The organism is Dactylosporangium sp. NPDC000521 (assembly GCF_042898305.1).
Classification (GTDB): Bacteria; Actinomycetota; Actinomycetes; order Mycobacteriales; family Micromonosporaceae; genus Dactylosporangium.
This window is the reverse complement of the sequence record NZ_JBIAYW010000007.1, coordinates 244,284-262,440: the sequence shown is the minus strand read 5'-3', so window position 1 is coordinate 262,440 and position 18,157 is coordinate 244,284. Positions and strand designations below refer to the sequence as shown.

The 18,157-nt window shown below is 73.3% G+C and carries 15 protein-coding genes; 4 read left to right on the top strand and 11 right to left on the bottom strand.

The window, feature by feature from the left end; translation table 11 throughout:
• Nucleotides 1-29: 29 nt before the first annotated feature.
• From hpnH to ACFY3L_RS24110, 8 genes are all read right to left on the bottom strand, one after another.
• A complete protein-coding gene (hpnH, locus tag ACFY3L_RS24145; RefSeq protein ID WP_389328062.1) occupies nucleotides 30-1,034 on the bottom strand; it encodes an adenosyl-hopene transferase HpnH in 1,005 nt (334 codons plus the stop codon).
• A complete protein-coding gene (gene ispH / locus ACFY3L_RS24140) occupies nucleotides 1,031-2,587 on the bottom strand; it encodes a 4-hydroxy-3-methylbut-2-enyl diphosphate reductase (protein ID WP_389328059.1) in 1,557 nt (518 codons plus the stop codon). Before ispH ends, hpnH begins: the two co-directional genes overlap by 4 nt.
• Entirely contained in the window at nucleotides 2,584-4,494 is a 1,911-nt protein-coding gene (gene shc, locus ACFY3L_RS24135; RefSeq protein ID WP_389328056.1) for a squalene--hopene cyclase, read from the bottom strand. Before shc ends, ispH begins: the two co-directional genes overlap by 4 nt.
• Complete coding sequence (locus ACFY3L_RS24130) at nucleotides 4,494-5,507, bottom strand: polyprenyl synthetase family protein (protein ID WP_389328053.1); 1,014 nt, start codon at nucleotides 5,505-5,507, stop codon at nucleotides 4,494-4,496. The genes shc and ACFY3L_RS24130 overlap by 1 nt, the downstream gene beginning before the upstream one ends.
• Entirely contained in the window at nucleotides 5,504-6,898 is a 1,395-nt protein-coding gene (gene hpnE, locus ACFY3L_RS24125) for a hydroxysqualene dehydroxylase HpnE (RefSeq protein WP_389328050.1), read from the bottom strand. The genes ACFY3L_RS24130 and hpnE overlap by 4 nt, the downstream gene beginning before the upstream one ends.
• Complete coding sequence (gene hpnD / locus ACFY3L_RS24120; RefSeq protein ID WP_389328047.1) at nucleotides 6,895-7,764, bottom strand: presqualene diphosphate synthase HpnD; 870 nt, start codon at nucleotides 7,762-7,764, stop codon at nucleotides 6,895-6,897. Before hpnD ends, hpnE begins: the two co-directional genes overlap by 4 nt.
• Nucleotides 7,761-8,630, bottom strand: a complete 870-nt coding sequence (hpnC, locus tag ACFY3L_RS24115) for a squalene synthase HpnC (protein ID WP_389328044.1) — start codon at nucleotides 8,628-8,630, stop codon at nucleotides 7,761-7,763. The genes hpnD and hpnC overlap by 4 nt, the downstream gene beginning before the upstream one ends.
• Nucleotides 8,631-8,806: 176 nt before the next feature.
• A complete protein-coding gene (locus tag ACFY3L_RS24110; protein WP_389328041.1) occupies nucleotides 8,807-9,526 on the bottom strand; it encodes a polysaccharide deacetylase family protein in 720 nt (239 codons plus the stop codon).
• 112 nt (nucleotides 9,527-9,638) lie between these two features.
• On the opposite strand from ACFY3L_RS24110, the gene ACFY3L_RS24105 reads away from it, so the two are divergent.
• Nucleotides 9,639-10,742 (top strand): AI-2E family transporter, encoded by a 1,104-nt coding sequence (locus ACFY3L_RS24105; RefSeq protein WP_389328038.1) that lies wholly within the window; start codon nucleotides 9,639-9,641, stop codon nucleotides 10,740-10,742.
• Between the two features lie 52 nt (nucleotides 10,743-10,794).
• On the top strand, nucleotides 10,795-12,717 hold the full coding sequence (locus ACFY3L_RS24100) for an amino acid transporter (protein ID WP_389328846.1): 1,923 nt from the start codon (nucleotides 10,795-10,797) through the stop codon (nucleotides 12,715-12,717).
• An 11-nt stretch (nucleotides 12,718-12,728) separates the two neighbouring features.
• Here the strand turns inward: ACFY3L_RS24100 and ACFY3L_RS24095 are convergent, their stop codons facing one another.
• Together ACFY3L_RS24095 and ACFY3L_RS24090 are read right to left on the bottom strand one after the other, a co-directional pair.
• Complete coding sequence (locus ACFY3L_RS24095) at nucleotides 12,729-13,073, bottom strand: STAS domain-containing protein (protein WP_389328035.1); 345 nt, start codon at nucleotides 13,071-13,073, stop codon at nucleotides 12,729-12,731.
• Nucleotides 13,074-13,162: 89 nt separating this feature from the next.
• Complete coding sequence (locus ACFY3L_RS24090; protein WP_389328032.1) at nucleotides 13,163-13,681, bottom strand: winged helix-turn-helix transcriptional regulator; 519 nt, start codon at nucleotides 13,679-13,681, stop codon at nucleotides 13,163-13,165.
• A gap of 74 nt (nucleotides 13,682-13,755) precedes the next feature.
• Between ACFY3L_RS24090 and ACFY3L_RS24085 the strand changes: the two genes are divergently transcribed.
• Both ACFY3L_RS24085 and ACFY3L_RS24080 read left to right on the top strand, forming a co-directional pair.
• Nucleotides 13,756-14,352 carry a dihydrofolate reductase family protein gene (locus ACFY3L_RS24085; RefSeq protein ID WP_389328030.1) on the top strand — a complete coding sequence of 199 codons (597 nt, stop codon included), beginning with the start codon at nucleotides 13,756-13,758 and terminating at the stop codon, nucleotides 14,350-14,352.
• A complete protein-coding gene (locus tag ACFY3L_RS24080) occupies nucleotides 14,346-16,412 on the top strand; it encodes an MBL fold metallo-hydrolase (RefSeq protein WP_389328027.1) in 2,067 nt (688 codons plus the stop codon). The genes ACFY3L_RS24085 and ACFY3L_RS24080 overlap by 7 nt, the downstream gene beginning before the upstream one ends.
• A 9-nt stretch (nucleotides 16,413-16,421) precedes the next feature.
• On the opposite strand, the gene ACFY3L_RS24075 is transcribed toward ACFY3L_RS24080, so the two are convergent.
• Nucleotides 16,422-18,074, bottom strand: coding sequence for a lectin (locus tag ACFY3L_RS24075; protein WP_389328024.1), 1,653 nt, complete (start codon nucleotides 18,072-18,074; stop codon nucleotides 16,422-16,424).
• Between the last annotated feature and the right edge of the window lie 83 nt (nucleotides 18,075-18,157).

Below are 18,157 nucleotides of genomic sequence, written 5' to 3'. Positions count from 1 at the left end.
GCACCGGGCCGCGCCCTCCCCGGTGCGGCTCACCCCGTCCGCAGGGCCCGCAGCGACTGTTTGAGCGACGACATCGTCGCCAGCACGGCCGTCGGCTCGTAGCCGCAGTGGGCCATGCAGTTGGCGCAGCGCGCGTCGCGGCCGCGGCCGTAGCGCTCCCAGTCCGTGGTCTCCACCAGCTCCCGGTACGTTTTGACGTATCCGTCGGCCATCAGGTAGCAGGGTCGCTGCCAGCCGAACAGCGAGTACGACGGCACCGCCCAGGCCGTGCACGGGAAGTCGACCCGGCCCTCCAGGAAGTCGAGGAACAGCGGCGAGTGGCTGAGGCGCCAGCGTCGTCGCCGGCCGTCGGCGAAGGCCTTGCGGAACAGCTCACGCGTCTGCTCGACCCCGAGGAAGTGCTCCTGGTCCGGGGCCTTCTCGTAGGCGTACGCCGGGGAGATCATCATTTCGTCGACCCGCAGCTCGTCGTTGAGATGGTCGAGCACGTCGATGACGGTCTGCGGGGTGTCGGTGTTGAAGAACGTCGTGTTGGTCGTGACGCGGAACCCGCGCCGCTGCGCCTCCCGTACGGCGGCCACGGCCTCGTCGAACACGCCGTCCTTGCACACGGAGGCGTCGTGCCGTTCCCGGAGGCCGTCGATGTGGACGGTGAACGAGAAGTACCGCGACGGCCGGAACTTGTCGATCTTCTTCGGCAGCAGGACCGCGTTGGTGCACAGGAACACGTACTTCTTGCGCTTGACGAGCTCGGCGGTGATGGTGTCGATCTGTGGGTGCATGAGCGGCTCGCCGCCGGCGATGGACACCATCGGCGCGCCGCACTCGTCGATCGCGGCGAGTGCCTGCTCGACGGGCATGCGCCGCTTGAGGATGTCGGCCGGGTGCTCGATTTTGCCGCAGCCGGCGCACTTGAGGTTGCAGGCGAACAGCGGCTCCAGCTCGACCAGCAGGGGAAACTTCTCGCGGCGTCGCAGCTTCTGGGCGACCAGGTACCGGCCGATCCGCATCCGCTGCCGCAGGGGAATGCTCATTGTCGTGCCTCCTTGGGCAACATGAACCGGACGTCCTCGCTCACCGCGGTGTGCTCGTGGGCCGCCTGCGCACCGAGCCCGGACAGCGCGCCGACCACCTCGTCGACGAGCACGGGCGGTGCCGAGGCGCCGGCGGACACGCCGACGGTGTGGACTCCGGCAAGCCACCGCAGGTCGATGCCAGACTCGCCGTCCACCAGGTAGGCGGGCGTCCCGGCACGTTCGGCGACCTCGACCAGGCGGCGGGAGTTCGACGAGTTGGCGGAGCCGACGATGATCATCGCCTGGCAGCCGGCGGCGACCTCGGACACCGCGCGCTGCCGGTTGGTCGTGGCGTAGCAGATGTCGTCCGACGGCGGCGCGGCCAGGTCGGGGAACCGGTCCCGCAGCGCCGCGACGATGTCGGCGACGTCGTCGACGGCGAGGGTCGTCTGCACCAGGTAGGACACCCGCCGCGGGTCGTCGACCCGCACCCGCTCGGCGTCGCGGACGTCCTGGACGAGGCGGATCCGGTCGGGCGCCTCGCCGATCACGCCGTCGGTCTCCTCGTGACCGGCGTGCCCGATGAGCAGGATGGTGTCGCCGTGGTCGGCGAACCGGCGGGCCTCGCTGTGCACCTTGGTGACGAGCGGGCAGGTCGCGTCGATGGCGGCCAGCCGCCGGGTGGCGGCGGCGGACCGGACCGCGGGCGAGATGCCGTGCGCGGAGAACACGGTCACGGCTCCCTCCGGGATGTCCTCGACGTCGTCGACGAAGACCGCGCCCCGTGCGGCGAGGTCCGCGACCACGTGCGTGTTGTGCACGATCTGCTTGCGGACGTACACCGGCGGTCCGTGCAGCTCGAGGGCGCGTTCCACGACGAGGATGGCGCGCTCCACCCCGGCGCAGAACGAACGGGGTGCGGCGAGCACGACCCGGCGGACGGTGGTGGCCGCCGCCCACTCGTCCAGTCCGGCGGCCACGGCCGGCAGGGCCGCCAGCGCCGTGCGCAGCTGCCCCAGGGTGCCCGGCTGGAGCAGCGCACCGGTGTCGGCGACGACCCGCACGCAGGCCGCGGGCCGGTCTGTGGGCCGGTCTGCGGGCCCGGCGAGCAGCCAGGCCGACTCCAGGTCCACGGCCAGCGCACCGGTGGCGGCGAGCCGGTCCCGGGTCGTTCCCCGGGCCAGCCGCTCCGTGCTGACCACCGGGCCGGTCCGGACGGTGAGCCCTTGCCGGCGCAGCGTGCCCGCGAGCATGCCGGCCGCGGGGAGCACGGTCGTCGCCGGCTGCGGACCGGTGACCCACGGGGCGGCGCGGACCTCGGTGGCCACGACGACATCGCCGGGCTTCAGCGCCGCGTCCAGCCCACCGCCGACACCGGCCACGGCGAGTGCCCCGGCGCCGGTCATCGCGGCCGAGCGGGTGGCCCGTTCGGACCGGCGGCGCCCGACCCCGGTGTGCAGGACGGTGCCGGCCGGGCCGGGCAGGGCCCGGCGCAGCGCCGCCGCTTCCATGCGCATCGGTCCGCAGAGCACCCAGTCACCATCCGTCCGCTGCCGTTCCGGCGTGCTCATCGGTCCTCCTGTGGGGTGTCCCGCAGCACGCGGCCGAGGGCGCTGATCGGGAACACGAGCCGGTACAGGTGGTAGTTGATGAAGAAGTCGCCCGGGAAGCCGGTGCCGGTGTAGTGCGGCTCGTCCCAGGTGCCGTCGGGGCGCTGGGTGCGCAGCAGCCACGCCACCGCCCGGCGCGCGGCGGGCGCGCGATGCTGACCGGCGGCGTGCAGCGCCAGCAGCGCCCAGGCGGTCTGCGACGCGGTCGACACCCCGCGCCCGCGCATGGTCACGTCGTCGTAGGAGCGCATGTCCTCGCCCCACCCGCCGTCACCGTTCTGGTGCAGCAGCAGCCAGTCCAGGGCGCGCAGGACCGCCGGGTGCTGCGGCTGGATGCCGGCGGCGACCAGGGCGGGGACGACGCAGCCGACGCCGTACACGTGGTTGGCGCCCCACCGGCCGAACCAGGAACCGTCTGCCTCCTGGGCCCGCAGCAGCCATCGCACGCCCCCGCGGGTGACGGCCGAGCCGGTCAGGCCCTGGGCGCACAGCGCCTCCACGATGTGGGCGGTGACGTCGGCGCTGGGCGGGTCGATGACCTCGCCGAAGTCGCAGAACGGCAGCTCGGCGACGATCGCGCGGTCGTTGTCGGCGTCGAAGGCGCCCCAGCCGCCGTCGCGTGACTGCATGCCGGCCAGCCAGCGGGTGGCCCGGTCCAGCACGGCATGGTCCCGCAGCGGGGTGCGCCGCAGCGCCAGGATCACCTCGGCTGTGTCGTCGGTGTCGGGGTAGCCGTCGTTGTCGAACTCGAACGCCCACCCGCTCGGCGGGACGTCCGCGCGGCGCACGGCCCAGTCGCCGCGGGCGGTGATCTCCTCCGCCACCAGCCAGCTCCCGGCGCGCGCGAGCGCGGGATCGTCGTCCGGGAGCCCCGCGTCGGCGAGCGCGGTGACCGCGAGCGCGGTGTCCCACACCGGCGACTGGCACGCCTCCAACCGGCGGATCGTCCCGTCGGGGGTCTGCTCACGGACGGTGAAGCGCTCCAGTCCTTCGATCCCGGCCCGCAGCACCGGATGGTTGAGCGGATATCCGAGCAGGTGCAGGGCGATGAGCGAGTACACCCACGGCGGCTGGATGCCGCCCCAGGAACCGTCGGCCTCCTGCCTGGCCACGATCCACTCGGCGGCACGGCGCAGCGCGTGGCGGCGCACCGAGCGGGCGGCGACCCGCTCGTAGCCGCGCGCGGCCAGGTCGAGACGGTGCAGCCAGCCGGCCCGGCGCGACAGCGGCGGCGGTGGCGGCGGCCGCCGCCCGGTGCGCAGCTCGGGCAGCGAGAAGCCCAGCGGCCGGACGGGCCGGGTGGCCCGCACGACCGACAGCGGCACGATGGTCTGCCTGGCCCAGCACGCGAAGTCGTACACGTTGAACGGCATCCAGGCGGGCAGCAGGACGAGCTCCGGCGGGATGGCGGGCACCTGGTGCCACGGCCACTCGCCGAACAGCGCCAGCCAGATGCGGGTGAACACGCGGCTGCGTTCGACACCGCCGCGGGCGCGGACGAACGCGGCGGCCGCCGACATGTGCGGCGCGTCGGGCTCGTCGCCGGCGAGGCGCAGCGCCGCGTACGCCTCGATGGTGGTGGACAGGTCGCCCGGCCCGCCGTGGAACGTCGCCCAGGCGCCGTCGTCGAGCTGCCGGGAGCGGATCCAGCGGGCCGTCTGCGCGGTCAGCTGCTCGTCGGAGATCCCGAGGAACCGGCGCAGCAGCAGGTCCTCGGCCTCCATCGTCACGTTGGTCTCCAGCTCGCCCTTCCACCAGCCGGCCGCGTCCTGCAGGCCGAGCAGGTGCGCCGTCGCCCGGTCCAGGCCGTCCCTGGCCTGGTCGAAGAGCTCGTCGCCGGCCGGGACCTGCGTCAGCACCTGGGTCATCAGTGGTCACGTCCAGTCACGAGGCGGGCGAGGTCCACCAGGTCGCCGTGCACGTCCGCGGGCAGGCCGAGGGCGGCGAGCTCGTCGATGGCGCGGGCCAGGTGCCGGTCGGCCTCGTCCTGGACCCAGTCCCGGGACCCGGACTCCTCCAGGAGCCGGCCGGCGGTCACGAGGTCGGCCTCCCGCAGCTCGTGCGCGGACGCGTACAGCGACCGGAACGCGTCGCCGGCGGCGGTGCCGGAGGTGAGCGCGTGCACGATCGGCACCGTCTTCTTGCGCGCCCGCAGGTCGGACCCGACCGGTTTGCCGGTGCGCGCGGGCTCGCCCCAGATGCCGAGCTGGTCGTCGACGAGCTGGAAGCTCATCCCGAGGTGCGTGCCGAAGCGGGACAGGCCCTGGGTCAGCGCCGCGGGCGCGCCGCACAGCAGCGCCCCCAGCGTGCAGGCGCAGGACATCAGCGCCGCAGTCTTGTCGGCGGCCATCGCGAGGCACTCGTCGAGGCTGACGTCGTCCCGGCGCTCGAACTCCAGATCGGCGGCCTGCCCGGCGATCAGCCGGTGCACGTCGGCGTCCAGCCGCCGGGCCGCCTGCGCGCTGCCCGGCCCGTCGTCGCCGGCGAGCGCGTCATGCGCGAGGACCATGAGGGCGTCGCCGGCGAGGATCGCGGCGGCGGTGCCGAACACCGCCCACGCGGTGGGGCGGTGGCGGCGCATCGTGTCCTGGTCCATGACGTCGTCGTGCAGCAGTGAGAAGTTGTGGGCGAGCTCGACGGCGGCGGCGGCGGCCGTGCCCCGCTCGGGCGGCTGACCCGCGGCGCGGGCCGACAGCAGGGCCAGGGCCGGGCGGATGCCCTTGCCGCCGGCGGCGGTGGGTGCCCCGTCGGCGTCGCAGTAGCCCAGCTGGTAGGCGCCGACGCGCCGGTTGCGGGGATCGAGGCGACCGAGGAGGTCCCTGATCCGGGGTTCGACCAGGGCAGGTACCTGATCGAGACAGGCAACGGGTGCGATGGTCAACGTGTGCCCTCCAGGTTTCGGTTCGAAGACACGAGGTGGGCGAGCACGACGTCGGCGGCGCGGTGACCGCTGCGGACCGCGCCCTCCATCGTGTCCGGCCATCCCGTGTCGGTCCACGCGCCGGCCAGGACGAGGCCGGGCAGGCGGGTCGCCGCACCGGGACGCAGTGCGCGGGTGCCGGGAGCCTGCCGGAACGTGGCGTGCGGCTCGCGGGTGACGAACGATTCCAGGACCCGCGCCGGCAGCGCCGCCGGGAAGAGCCCGGCGACGGCGGAGGCGTAGGTGGCGGCCAGCCGCCCGGCGGGCACCGTGACGGTGTCGTCCGCGGCGGAGATCGAGACCACGAGGTACTGGCCGCCGGACATCGACGGCGGCGTACGGTCGAAGATCCACTGAACCGGGGACTCGACCGCCGCGGCGAAGGGCAGCCGGGTGACGACCGAGTCGTAGCGCAGATGGACGTTCACGATCGGGGCGCTGCCCAGCCGCTGCCAGCCGGCCCGGTCCTCGCAGGCCGCGGCCGGCACCAGCCGCGCGGCCGCGGGGTGCGGAACGGCCAGGACGACCGCGTCGGCGACGAGCTCGTCCCGGCCCGCGCGACCGCCGGCGCCGCCGATCGCGAGCCGGAACCCGGCGCTGTCCGGCTCGACCCGCTCCACCCGGCTCCCGGTGTCCACCCGCACGCCGAGCCGGGTCAGCAGCCGCAGCGCGGGCCGGCCGTGCAGGCTGGACAGCGGCGCGGTCGGACGCCCGATGTCACCGGCGTCGGCCCGCTCCAGCAGCCCGGTCCGGAACACCCGCGCGGCGAGGGCCAGCGACGCCTGCTCCGCGGGCGTGTTGAGCGCGGCGACGGTGATCAGGTCCCACAGCCGGTGCACCGCGCGGGCACCCTGGCCGTGCTCCGCGAGCCAGCCGCCGAAGCTGATCCGGTCGTTGCCCGGATCGTCGGGGTCCACCGCGCGCAGCGCGTTGGCCGCCCTGATCGCGCGCCACCGCTCCCGCACGTCCAGCAGGGAGTACCCGGCCAGGCCCGGGAGCAGGTGGGCCGGGGCGGGCAGGCCGCGCGCGCGGGCCAGCACGTGCGGCGCCCGCCCGGGCGACAGGATCGGGACGGAGAACCGCGGCTGCAGCTGTGTCAGGCCGGTGCTGCCGAGGCGGTCGAGGAGGGCACGGTACCGCTCGTAGCAGCGCAGGAACACGTGCTGCCCGGTGTCCACGACGAGACCGCCGTGGTCGAACGAGTACGTCGCCCCGCCGAGCTCGCCGCGCCGCTCGAGCAGCGTCACCCGGTGCCCGGCGTCGGCAAGGCGGACGGCGGCGGTGATGCCCGCGAGCCCACCGCCGACGACGCACACCTGGCGGCCGGCGTCCGCCGCCGGTCCCGGCGTCATGCCGTCCGCCGGGCGAGCGCGCGGACGGCGACCATGGCCTTCGTCCTGGGCGGCACGGACAGCCGCTTCCGGGTCACGGCCATCGGATCGCTCACGATGCGGGCCAGCAGCCGGTGGTAGATGCCGGCCATGGCGGCGGTGCAGGCGGCGCTGCGCGCGTCCAGCATCGGCAGCAGCCGCAGGCCGGTCTCGTACCACCGCTCGGTACGCTCGGCCTCGAAGCGCACGAGGGCGCTGAAGCGGTCGGGCGGGTCGGCGAAGCCGTCACCCTCCAGCTCCAGGTTGCAGCCGAACCGGTCGAGGTCGTCCTTGGGCAGGTACACCCTGCCGCTGCAGCGATCCTCCCGCAGGTCGCGCAGGATGTTGGTCAGCTGCAGGGCGATGCCCAGCCCGTCGGCCAGCTCGGCGGCCCGGCCGGGCGCGCCCGTGTCGAACACGCCCAGCGACAGGCGCCCGACGGAGCCGGCCACACACCGGCAGTACCACAGCAGGTCGTCGATGGTGGCGTAGGTGGTGCCGCGGACGTCGGCCGCGCAGCCGTCGATCAGCTCGTCGAAGGCCTCCAGCGGGATGGGCAGCCGCCGTGCGGCGTCGTGCAGGGCCAGCAGCACCGGGTCGTCCGTGGCCGTCTCCGGCAGGCGGTGCAGCGACTCGCGGACCCCGTCGAGCCGGGCCAGCTTCTCGTCTGAGGGCAGCCCGCCGTCGCCGATGTCGTCGATCCGGCGGGCGGTGGCGTACACGGCGGACAGCGCGCGCCGCTTGTGCGCCGGCAGCAGGCGGATGCCGTAGGAGAAGTTGCGGGCGTCCCGGCGGGTGATCTCCTCACACCGCCGGTATGCCTCGTCGACGGTCGCGGCCGCACTCACCTGGCGCTCCTGACCATCGCGGCGAGCCAGGACGCCGCGATGTCCCGCCTGCGGGGCCGTGGCGGCGCGGGCAGCGGGTCGTGCCCGCAGCGCTCCAGCGCCCGCAACGTCGCGTACCCACCGGCGAGATAGCCGCCGACCGCCACCCGGGCCCAGCCGTGCAGCGTCGTCAGCAACGGTGCACCGGCGTCCAGCCACGCCTTCGCGCGATCGGCCTCGAACCGGACGACCGCCCGCAGCGCACCGCTCGCCGTGGCCGCGGCCAGGTCGGTCTCGGGGACGCCGAACCGGTCGAGGTCGGCCGCGGGCAGGTAGACGCGGCCGCGCCGGTGGTCCTCCGCGATGTCCTGCAGGTGCTCGACGACCTGCAGCGCGGTGCAGATGCGGCCCGACAGCTGCAACTGCGCCGGGCCGGCCTGATCGAACACGTGCAGGACCAGTTCGCCGACTGGGTCGGCCGACAGCGAGCAGTACCGCACGAGCTCCTCGACGGTGGCGTAGCGGGTGACGACCTGATCGACCCGGTTCGCCTCGATCAGCCGCAGCAGTGGCCCGGCGGGAAGCCGGCACGCCTCCACCGTGGGGGCGAGCGCGCACAGCACCGGGTGCTGCACCGGCTGCCCGTCGTACATCCGGCGGACCTCCGTCTCGAAGACGTCGAGCATCGCCGTCCGGTCGGCCGCGGTCACGCCCACGACCGGCTCGTCACCCAGGTCGTCGACGAACCGGGCGTAGCGGTACAGCGCCAGCAGGTGCCGACGGGTGGTTCTGGGCAGGATCCGCAGCGCGACCGGGAAGTTCTCGGCCCGGGCGCGCACCTCCAGCGGGACGGGCAGTTCCGCCGGTGCCTTTGTCGCACTGCTCATGTCAGGCATCCGCCCCAGCGCCGGAGGTGGCTTGCAACACCGCGAAGAGATCCATGCCGCGCATGGCGGCGCGCTACCCGCAATCACGCGCTCATAACCGGCACCGCAGCTTGCGGCTGCCCGGCGCGGCGTCTGGCTCGCACCTCGCCCCGTCGCCCTTTGCACGGGGCAGTCCGTCAGGCAACGTGGTGGCTCATCCGGGCGAGTCGAAGTCCCTGCCGCTCGCACTCGCCGACGACCGCGCCCAGCGCGCCGAGGGCCGACCGCCAGGCGCCCGGCGCCGCCGCGCAGTCGCTGTCGTGCAGCAGCAGGGTGGCGCCGCCGTGGATGCCTCCCGACCGGAGGTGGGCGAGCACCGTGCCGGGGGTGGCGCCAGCCTCCCAGTCGCGGCCCCAGGCGCTCCAGAGCACCGGGCGCAGGCCGAGCCGGGCCGCCGCGAGCAGGCTCCCCGCGGACAGGATCCCGTACGGCGGGCGGAACCAGGCGGGCCGGACCCCGCAGGTGCCGAGGATCAGATCGGCCGTCCGGGCGAGCTCGTCGTAGACGCGGCCAGGCGTCATCCGGAGGTGATCGCGGTGGGTCCAGCCGTGGACCCCGATCTCGTGCCCGTCCTCCTGGATCCGGCGCAGCAGGCCGGGTGCCCTCGCCGCCATGGCACCGAGCACGAAGAAGGTCGCGGGGACGCGCAGCCGCGCCAGCGATCCCAGGAAGGCCGGCGTGGACGCGGGGTCGGGACCGTCGTCCAGGGTGAGCGCGACGGTGCCCGGGCGGCCGACGCCGTTGAGCGCCCGCAGGTGCCGGCGCGCCAGGGGCAGCGCCGTCACCGCGGGACCGGCGTGCAGCGCCACGACGGCCGCGGACACACCCGCCGCCGTCGCGATGAGCCGTTTGCGCATGCGGACCTCCACGCTCGCCTGTGGCCGGGGCGGCTACCCCTCGGCGAGGCCTCGAAACGGCGCGCCGCGCGGGTATGGGATTCGGAGACTCCGGGCGGGGTACCGCGACACCATGCGACCGGACTCGGTGCGGCTGGCCGCTCGTGTGCCCGGATGGCTGCTGACCGCCGCCGCGGTGATCGGATGCCTGCTCGTCGTCGGCGCCGGCATCTACGCGCTCATCCGCCTCCTCGTGGTGATCGCCCCCGTTGTCCTGGCGATCGTGGCGGCGCTGCTGCTCAGCGCGCTCCTCGGGCCGCTGGCCCGGCGGTTGCGGGCGCTGCGACTGCCCGCCTGGCTGGCCTCGCTGCTGACGGTGCTGCTGCTCCTGCTCGTCCTGCTCGGCAGCGTGGTGCTGATCGGCGTGCGGGTCCTGAGCCAGTTCAGCGACCTGCGGCGGCAGCTGGCCGCCGGCCTGCGCCGGCTGCACGACATGCTGGTGTCCGGACCGCTGCACCTCGACGAGCGGCAGATCACGGAACTGACGAACGCGGGGGAGCGGGCGCTGCGCAGCGCGATCCCCGGCCCGGCGGCAGCGGCGAACGCCGCCGAGATCCTCACCGCTGGCGTGCTGACCCTGCTGCTGCTGTTCTTCGTGCTCCGGGACGGACCGACAGCGTGGCAGCGGGCCACCACGCTCGTGCCACAACACCGGCGGACCAGGGTCACGGCCGCGGCGGCGGCCGGCTGGCACTCCGTCACCTGGTACGTGCGCGGCATCGTCGTGATTGCGCTGGTGGACGCGATCGGCATCGGCATCGCGCTGGTCGTGCTGCGGGTGCCCCTCGCCCTGGCCCTGGTCCTGCTGACCTTCATCGCTGCGTTCGTACCGATCGTCGGAGCGACCGTCGCCGGCACGGTCGCCGTGGCGGTGGCCTTCGTGGCCCGCGGCCCGACCACCGCACTGCTCGTCCTGGCCGCGGTCCTCCTCGTCCAGCAGCTCGAAGGCCACCTGCTGCACCCCCTGGTGATGCGCCGGGCGGTCCGCCTCCACCCGGTGGTGACGCTGCTCGCGATCGGCGTGGGCACCCTCCTCGCCGGCATCGCGGGCGCCGTCGTCGCGGTGCCGACGTGCGCGTTCGTCTACCACGCCGTCGCCGGCTACCGCGCCGCCGCCCGGGCGGAACTGGCGCTGCCCGCCCCACCCACCGACGACGACACCGACGCCGAGGAGTAGTCATCCGTCATCGGCTACTACTTCAGGGCTTGCCGGGTAGTGGCCCGCCGTGATGGACAAGGTCCGCGCCTGGCTGCTGTCGGGGATCAACGACCGTTCGTTGCAGCACGCGGGGCCGGGCGCCAGGCCGGCCGCGGACCGCCGGCACTCGTGGTGGAAGGTGATGTGCCTGACGGGTGTGGACTACTTCTCCACCCTGGGCTACCAGCCGGGGATCGCCGCGCTCGCCGCCGGGCTGCTGTCGCCGGTGGCGACGGTGGTGCTGGTGCTGGTCACGCTGCTCGGCGCGTTGCCGGTGTACCGGCGGGTCGCGCAGGAGAGCCCGCACGGTGAAGGGTCCATCGCGATGCTGGTGCGGCTGCTGCCGTTCTGGCAGGGCAAGCTGTTCGTGCTGGTCCTGCTCGGGTTCGCCGCCACCGACTTCATCATCACGATGACGCTGTCCGCGGCCGACGCCACCGCGCACCTGGACGAGAACCCGTTCTGGCCGGCGGCGCTGCGCGACCACGAGGTCCTGGTGACCCTCGTGCTGCTGGCGCTGCTCGGTGCGGTGTTCCTCGTCGGGTTCACCGAAGCGGTCGGCATCGCGGTCGCGATCGTCGGGCTGTACCTGACGCTGAACGTGGTCGTCGTCGTCGAGGGCCTGTGGCTGATCGTGACCCGCCCCTCGGCGGTCACCGACTGGGCGGCGGCGTTGACCGCCCGGCACGGCAATCCGCTGCTGGTCGTGGCGATCGCGTTGGTGGTGTTCCCGAAACTGGCGCTGGGCCTGTCCGGGTTCGAGACCGGGGTGGCGGTGATGCCGCACGTGCGCGGCGACCCGGGCGACAGCGAGGAGGAGCCGGCCGGGCGGATCCGTGACACCAGGAAGCTGCTCACCGTGGCGGCACTGATCATGAGCGCGTTCCTGCTCACCAGCAGCGTCGTCACCACGGTCCTGATCCCGCCGGCCGAGTTCAAGGCGGGCGGGAAGGCCAACGGCCGGGCGCTGGCGTACCTGGCGCACGAGCACCTCGGTCCGCTCTTCGGCACCGTGTACGACCTGTCCACCATCGCCATCCTCTGGTTCGCCGGCGCGTCGGCGATGGCCGGTCTGCTGAACCTGGTCCCCCGGTACCTGCCCCGCTACGGCATGGCGCCTGACTGGGCCGGTGCGGTGCGGCCGCTGGTCCTGGTGTTCCTCATCATCGCCGTCACGATCACCCTCTACTTCGGCGCCGACGTCAACGCCCAGGGCGGTGCCTACGCCACCGGCGTCCTCGTCCTGATCACCTCGGCCGCGGTCGCCGCCGCGCTGTCCGCCCACCGGCACCGCCAGCACCGCACGTTCACGTCGTTCGTGGTCATCGCGGCGGTCCTCACGTACACCACGATCGCCAACATCGTGGAACGCCCGGACGGGGTGAAGATCGCGGCGTGTTTCATCGTCGGTATCGTGGTGGTGTCGGTGCTGTCCCGGATCAACCGGTCGTTCGAGCTCCGGGTGACCGACCTGCGGTTCGACGCGACCGCCAGCACCTTCATCCACGAATGCGCCCGGCGTACGATCCGCCTGGTCGCGAAGGAGCCCGCGCGGCGTGCGGCGGTCGACTACCGGGAGAAGCTCCATCAGATCCAGGCCGACAACGACATCCCCGACGCCGCCGACGTGATCTTCGTCGAGGTGTCCATCACCGACGCCTCAGACTTCGCGTCCGCCGTCGTCGTGCGTGGCGAGGTCATGCACGGCCGCTACCGCGTCCTCGCCCTGGAGAATCCGGCCGTCGCGGGTGCGATCGCGGCGCTGCTGCTCGGCATCCGGGACCGCACGGGCCGGCGCCCGCACATCTACTTCGAATGGACGGAAGGCAACCCGGCCGTCAACTTCCTCCGCTTCCTGATCTTCGGACAGGGCGAGGTCGCACCGGTCACCCGCGAGGTGCTGCGCCGGCAGGAGCCCGACCGCATCCACCGGCCGCACGTCCACGTCGGGTAGCGAAGTCCGGCTCACGGGTACCTTGGCCGCTTTGGCGGCTCCCGCCCGGCGACGTCCAAGGAGTCGGCCAGGCCGCTGCGCCGCAGGCGTTCGTGTGCGGTCGCGCTGACGGCGGCGACGACCAGCCGGTACCCCACCTGCCCGCCGACGCGCAACGCGGCCGCCAGCGCGCCCACACCGGCGGAGTCGATCAACGAGACCTCGGTCAGGTCGATGCCGACCAGCGACGGATACCACTCCAGCGCCGCGGCGAGGGCACGGTGGAACACCGCCACCCCATGGCTGTCGAGCATGCCGTGCAGCACGATGAGCACCCGTCCAGCGGCCTCATTCTGCACCTCGAACGACAGAGCCACCACGCTCTCCCCTCACCGGCGAGGAACGTCCTTCACCCAGTAACACCGGCGGCTGGGGGGCTTGTACATTGTTCGAACGGTTCGTCTTGTCAGTCCTGTTGACCGGCCGCGCCGAGGCGTTCCTGCTCAGCGGCGGAGGCGGCGTACACGGCGTTGAGGCGATCGAGGGGTCCCGGGCCACTGCGTTGCTTCGGCGGGGCGTCCAGGTGCCGCTCCCGGAGCTCGTCCATGAGCTCCTCGATGAACCCCGGACCCTCGTCACGCATGAGCTGCTGCCGGCTGCGGAGCTCGTCGCTGCCCGGGCGCCAGTCGAGCCCCCAGTTGCCGAGGGCGTAGATGATCGGCAGCGTCTGGATGCCGGCTTCGGTCAGGCTGTACCGGGCGCGCTGCCCCCGGAACGCGGTGCCGCGGGTGAGGATGCCCGCCTCGACGAGCCGCACCAGCCGGTCGGCGAGGATGTTCGAAGCGATGCCCTCGATCGACCCGGTCAGCAGCGCCCGGAAGTGGCGGCGGTCGCCGAAGATGACGTCGCGCAGCACGATCAGCGACCAGCGGTCCCCGAGCACCTCGACGGCGGCGTTGATCGGACACCCGGACCGTGGCTCCACGACTCCTCCTTGACAGGCAATTCGCCACCAATATAGTGGTTGCAAATCGCAATCACTAGGGGGTGGGGGAGAGGATGGGTCGCTTCGTCTACTGGATGAACGTGTCCCTCGACCTGCGGATCGAGCAGGTCCCCGGGGACAACGGTGCCGGCGACTGGCTGCGCATCGGCGAGGAGCTGCACCGCGAGTTCAACGCGCGGGCACGAGCGCTCGCGCTCATGGTCCAGGGCCGGGTCGTCTACGAGACCATGGAGGAGTACTGGCCCCGGGCGCGCGAGGACGCGTCACTGCCGGAGGTCATGCGCGAGTACGGCGAGATCTGGACCACCGCGCCCAAGATTCTGGTCTCCCGCACCCGCCACAGCGCCGGTCACAACACCCGGATCATCGGCGGAGACGACGCGATCGAGCAGCTCGCCGCGCTGCGGGCCCAGACCGACGGCGCCATCGGCGTGGGCGGCGCGACGCTCGCCACGCAGCTGCTCCGGGCGGGACTCCTCGACGAGCTGCTGCTCTTCACCCACCCCACGGTCCTCGGCTTCGGCAGGCCGCTGTTCGACGACTACGACCTGCCGATCGACCTCGACCTGCTCGAGCAGCGATCGTTCGAGCACGGCGTCACGATGCACCGCTACTCGGTGCAGGACGCGAAGGAGGCGGGCTCGTGCTGAAGCAGATCGCGGACGGTGTGCTGGTCCACCAGAGCGAGTTCCTGCAGAGCAACGCCATCGTCGTGCAGGGCCGCGCCGGTGTACTGCTCATCGACCCCGGCGTGCAGGACCACGAACTCGCCTGCCTCGCCGACGACCTGTCCACCTCGGACCAGACCGTCGTGGCGGGCTTCTCGACGCACCCGCACTGGGACCACGTGCTCTGGCACGCCCGGTTCGGTGCGCCCCCTCGGTACGGGACCGCCCGCTGCGCGGCCACCGTCCAGGAAGAGCTGACCGATCCGGGGGCCAAGGCCGCCATCGTCGAGCACCTGGCCGAGACCGAGATCGCCGGCAAGGTCCCGCTCGACCTGTACGGCCTCGTCACCGCCCTGCCCGCCGGGACGACGCAGGTCCCATGGGACGGCCCGCAGGTCCGGATCATCGAGCACCAGGCGCACGCACCGGGGCACGCGGCGCTGGTCATCGCCGAACGCGGGGTGCTCGTCGCCGGCGACATGCTCTCCGACGTCCTGATCCCGATGCTCGACCTGTACGGCGCCGCCGCCGACCCGGTCGAGGACTACCTCGCGGCGCTGCGGCTGCTGGAAGACGTGGCGGCCGGCGTCGACGTCGTCGTCCCCGGCCACGGGTCGGTCGGCGGAGCCGATGAGGTGCGCGCACGGATCGAGCGGGACCGGGCGTACGTGCACGCCCTGCGCGACGGCCGGACTCCCGACGACCACGGATCGGCCCATCGGCCAAGCCCGGCTGGGAGTGGGTCAGCGACGTGCACAACGGGCAGGCCCACCGCCTCGCCTCGCGCCCCTGAGCCTCGTCCGTACACTCGCGGCGGTCACGCCAGCGACCAGACGGGGGAACCGACGATGACAGTGCCCGTGCCGGACCTGCCGCCGCCGCACGACCTGTGGGCCGAGCCGGCCATGCTGTCCGCCCTGACCGCCGGCCGGCCGGCCAGCATCATGCCCGGCTATGACCTCACCGCCGACGGCCTGCGGATGCGCGACATCGGCAACGGCTGGTGGGCGCTGCTGCCCGTGACCGGCGGCCGGGCGGTGCTCTACGGGCTCGACCTCGACAACAGCGAGATCGAGCTGTGCCGGGAGCCCGTCGACCTGCTCGCGGGCGGCCCGGCGTGGCTGCCGTGGCCCCGGCTCCAGGCACTGCTCGCCAGCGAGGTGATCGGCTTCATGTACTGGTGGGACGGCGCCGCATGGAGCCGCGCCCTGTACCCGCCGGACCTGCGCGAGGACGGATGCCGGATCCTGCTCGAGGAGGCGGCCACGGCGCTCGCTTCAGCGGTCGAGCAGCTCACCGACTCCTCGGCGGACCGGCAGCACGTGCTGGCCCGCCTGCGCGCCGCGGCCCATTCGCGCACCGCCGACCTGGCCCTGTTCGCCGCGGTGGAGCACGCCCGTACATCGGCGCAGGAACCGGCGATCGACCCCGGCACCGCCCTCGAGGCGGCGACCCGGGCCGGGCTGACACCGGGCGGCACCTGGCCCGAACACCCCGCCGGCGACGGCGAACCTGCCGGGCGCACGGTGCCGTTCAACGGCCCCGACCAGCACGCCGCCCTCGTCGAGCGCGTCATGCGCTCCGCGCCGGAGCAGCCACGCCCGGCGCCCGCCGACGGCGACGCGCTGCGGGACCTCACGGCACGACTGCGCGCCGACGGCACCGCCGTCCTGACCGTGCAGTGCGGCCCGCGGCACCGCACGTCGTTCAGCACCGAGTCCGGCCAGGTCTCCGGCGCGCTCGCCGACCTCGTGACGGCGTTGCGCGAGGCCGACGCCGACCCCGACTCGGGCCGCTGGCTCTACCTGCGCGTCGACGTCACCGGACCCTCCGCGACGGTGCAGCGGGCCTACGACCACGTCCCCGACTGGTGGCGGCCGCCGTACCCCTCCGTCGGAGTGCCCCTGCTCCTGCTCCGCGAGGAGATTGCCGGCCGCACCGAACAGTGGCGTCCACAGTGGACCGCGCTGCTCGACGCGTCCCTGGCCCGGTCAGGCGTGCCGGCCCACCTCTGCCGCCCCGCTGCGCCGCCGGGCACATGACGTGATCCGCTACGCGGGTACCTGGTCGAACTGCTCCCAGGCGCCGATCGCGGTGCGGTTGGCGATCAGCGCCGCGGCGCCGGCGTTCTCCGCGCAGACGTAGCGGTTGTTCACCGTGGCGAGCAGGCTCACCGTGCCGTCGCCGTTGCGGATCAGCCGGAACGTCTCCCACGGGCCGGCCGCTGTACGGTTCGCGATCAGCGCCGCGGCACCCGCGTTCTCGGCACAGACGAGCCTGGCGTTGACCAGGGCGCGCAGCGCGACGTTCCCGCCGCCCAGGTCGACGAGCTCGAACCGCTCCGCGGCACCGACGGCGGTGGCGGCGGCGAGCAGGGGCGCGGCGCCGTTGTTCTGCGCGGAGACATACCGGTTGTTCGCCCGGGAGCGCAGCGCGACCGCGGTCGGCGGCGGGGGCGTCGACGGGCCGCCGGCGACCGGCTGGGTCGGGCGGGTGGCGGTCAGCGGCGTCTGCCGCTTGAACATCCGGCCACCGTCGGCGGTGATGCGCAGGTAGTAGTCGGACGAGCAGGCAACCCCGTCGGCGTCCAGCGCCGGTCGGCCGAAGTTCGTCGGCTGCATCGAGGCGTTCTCCGCCGTCTTCGCGATCTGGTTGCCCTCGTTGAACTCGTCGAACATCGACACGTACAGCCCCTGCGCGCCGAGCCGGGTCATGTTGTAGATGTGCCGCCAGTAGAAGTCGCCGTGGGCGCGGGCACCGGCGGACAGGTCGCCGGGCATGACGCACGGCTGGTAGTCGATGCCCCTGGCGTTGCAGTCGGCCTGGTCGCCGACGTTGACATTGTTGTAGTACGAGTCGAGGCCGGCGATGTCGCCGGTGCGGCCGACCATCCACGGCGAGATCATGTTGAACGCGTGGTACACGTCGAGGAAGCCGGGGCGGGAGTCGTTGACGCCGGTGCGCCACCAGGTCGGCACGCCGCCGATGACGTAGCAGCCCTGGGCCTTGAACCAGTTGACGACGTCCAGGCACGGGCCCGGCGCGAACGGGCGGCCGGCGTCGGCGAAGCCGAAGCCCCAGATGCACACGACCGGTTTGCCGTTCTGCCGCGCGTACGCCGGTGACGCGGTGTAGGCCGACATCTTCGTCGTCCAGTCGGTCTTGATCTGCGACTGCATGTCGGTCCAGCTGGTGACGTCGTACATGATGTAGAACTTGCGGCCGTACGCCTCGGCGGCGCTGCGGATCTTGACGGTCATGGCGTCGCGGATGGGTCCTTCGCCCCCGAACGGGTTGAAGCGCTGCAGCGCGGCCGTGTCGCAGCCGTAGTCGCGCATCCACCTGAAGTGGGTGTCGACCGTCTGCTGGTCGTAGGACGAGAACAGCGTGGCGGGCTGCCCGTTGCCGAGGTTCGCGTACGCCGTCGGGTAGGTCTTCGTGTACTCGCGCATGTCGGGCCACGACACGAGCGTGGTGTTGCCCGGCGACGGCGGCTGGCTGTTGTTCGCGCTGTAGTGCCACCAGGCGTTGATCGGTGACCCGTCGCCGCGGCAGGCGAACCAGCCCTGGTACCCGACGGAGATCTTGCCGACGACGTCGCCGGGGGCGCTGGCCGCGTCGGCGGTGCCGGCGACGTAGGCGGTCGCGCCGAGGCCGGCGACGGCCAGCCCGGTGGACAGGACCTGGCGGCGGGACAGGCTCATGGGAGGTTCCTTCCAGAGGGAACGCGGGGAGGAGCGCGCCGACGCACCTGCTGGGACGGGACCTCCGTGAGGGAGGGGAGGGT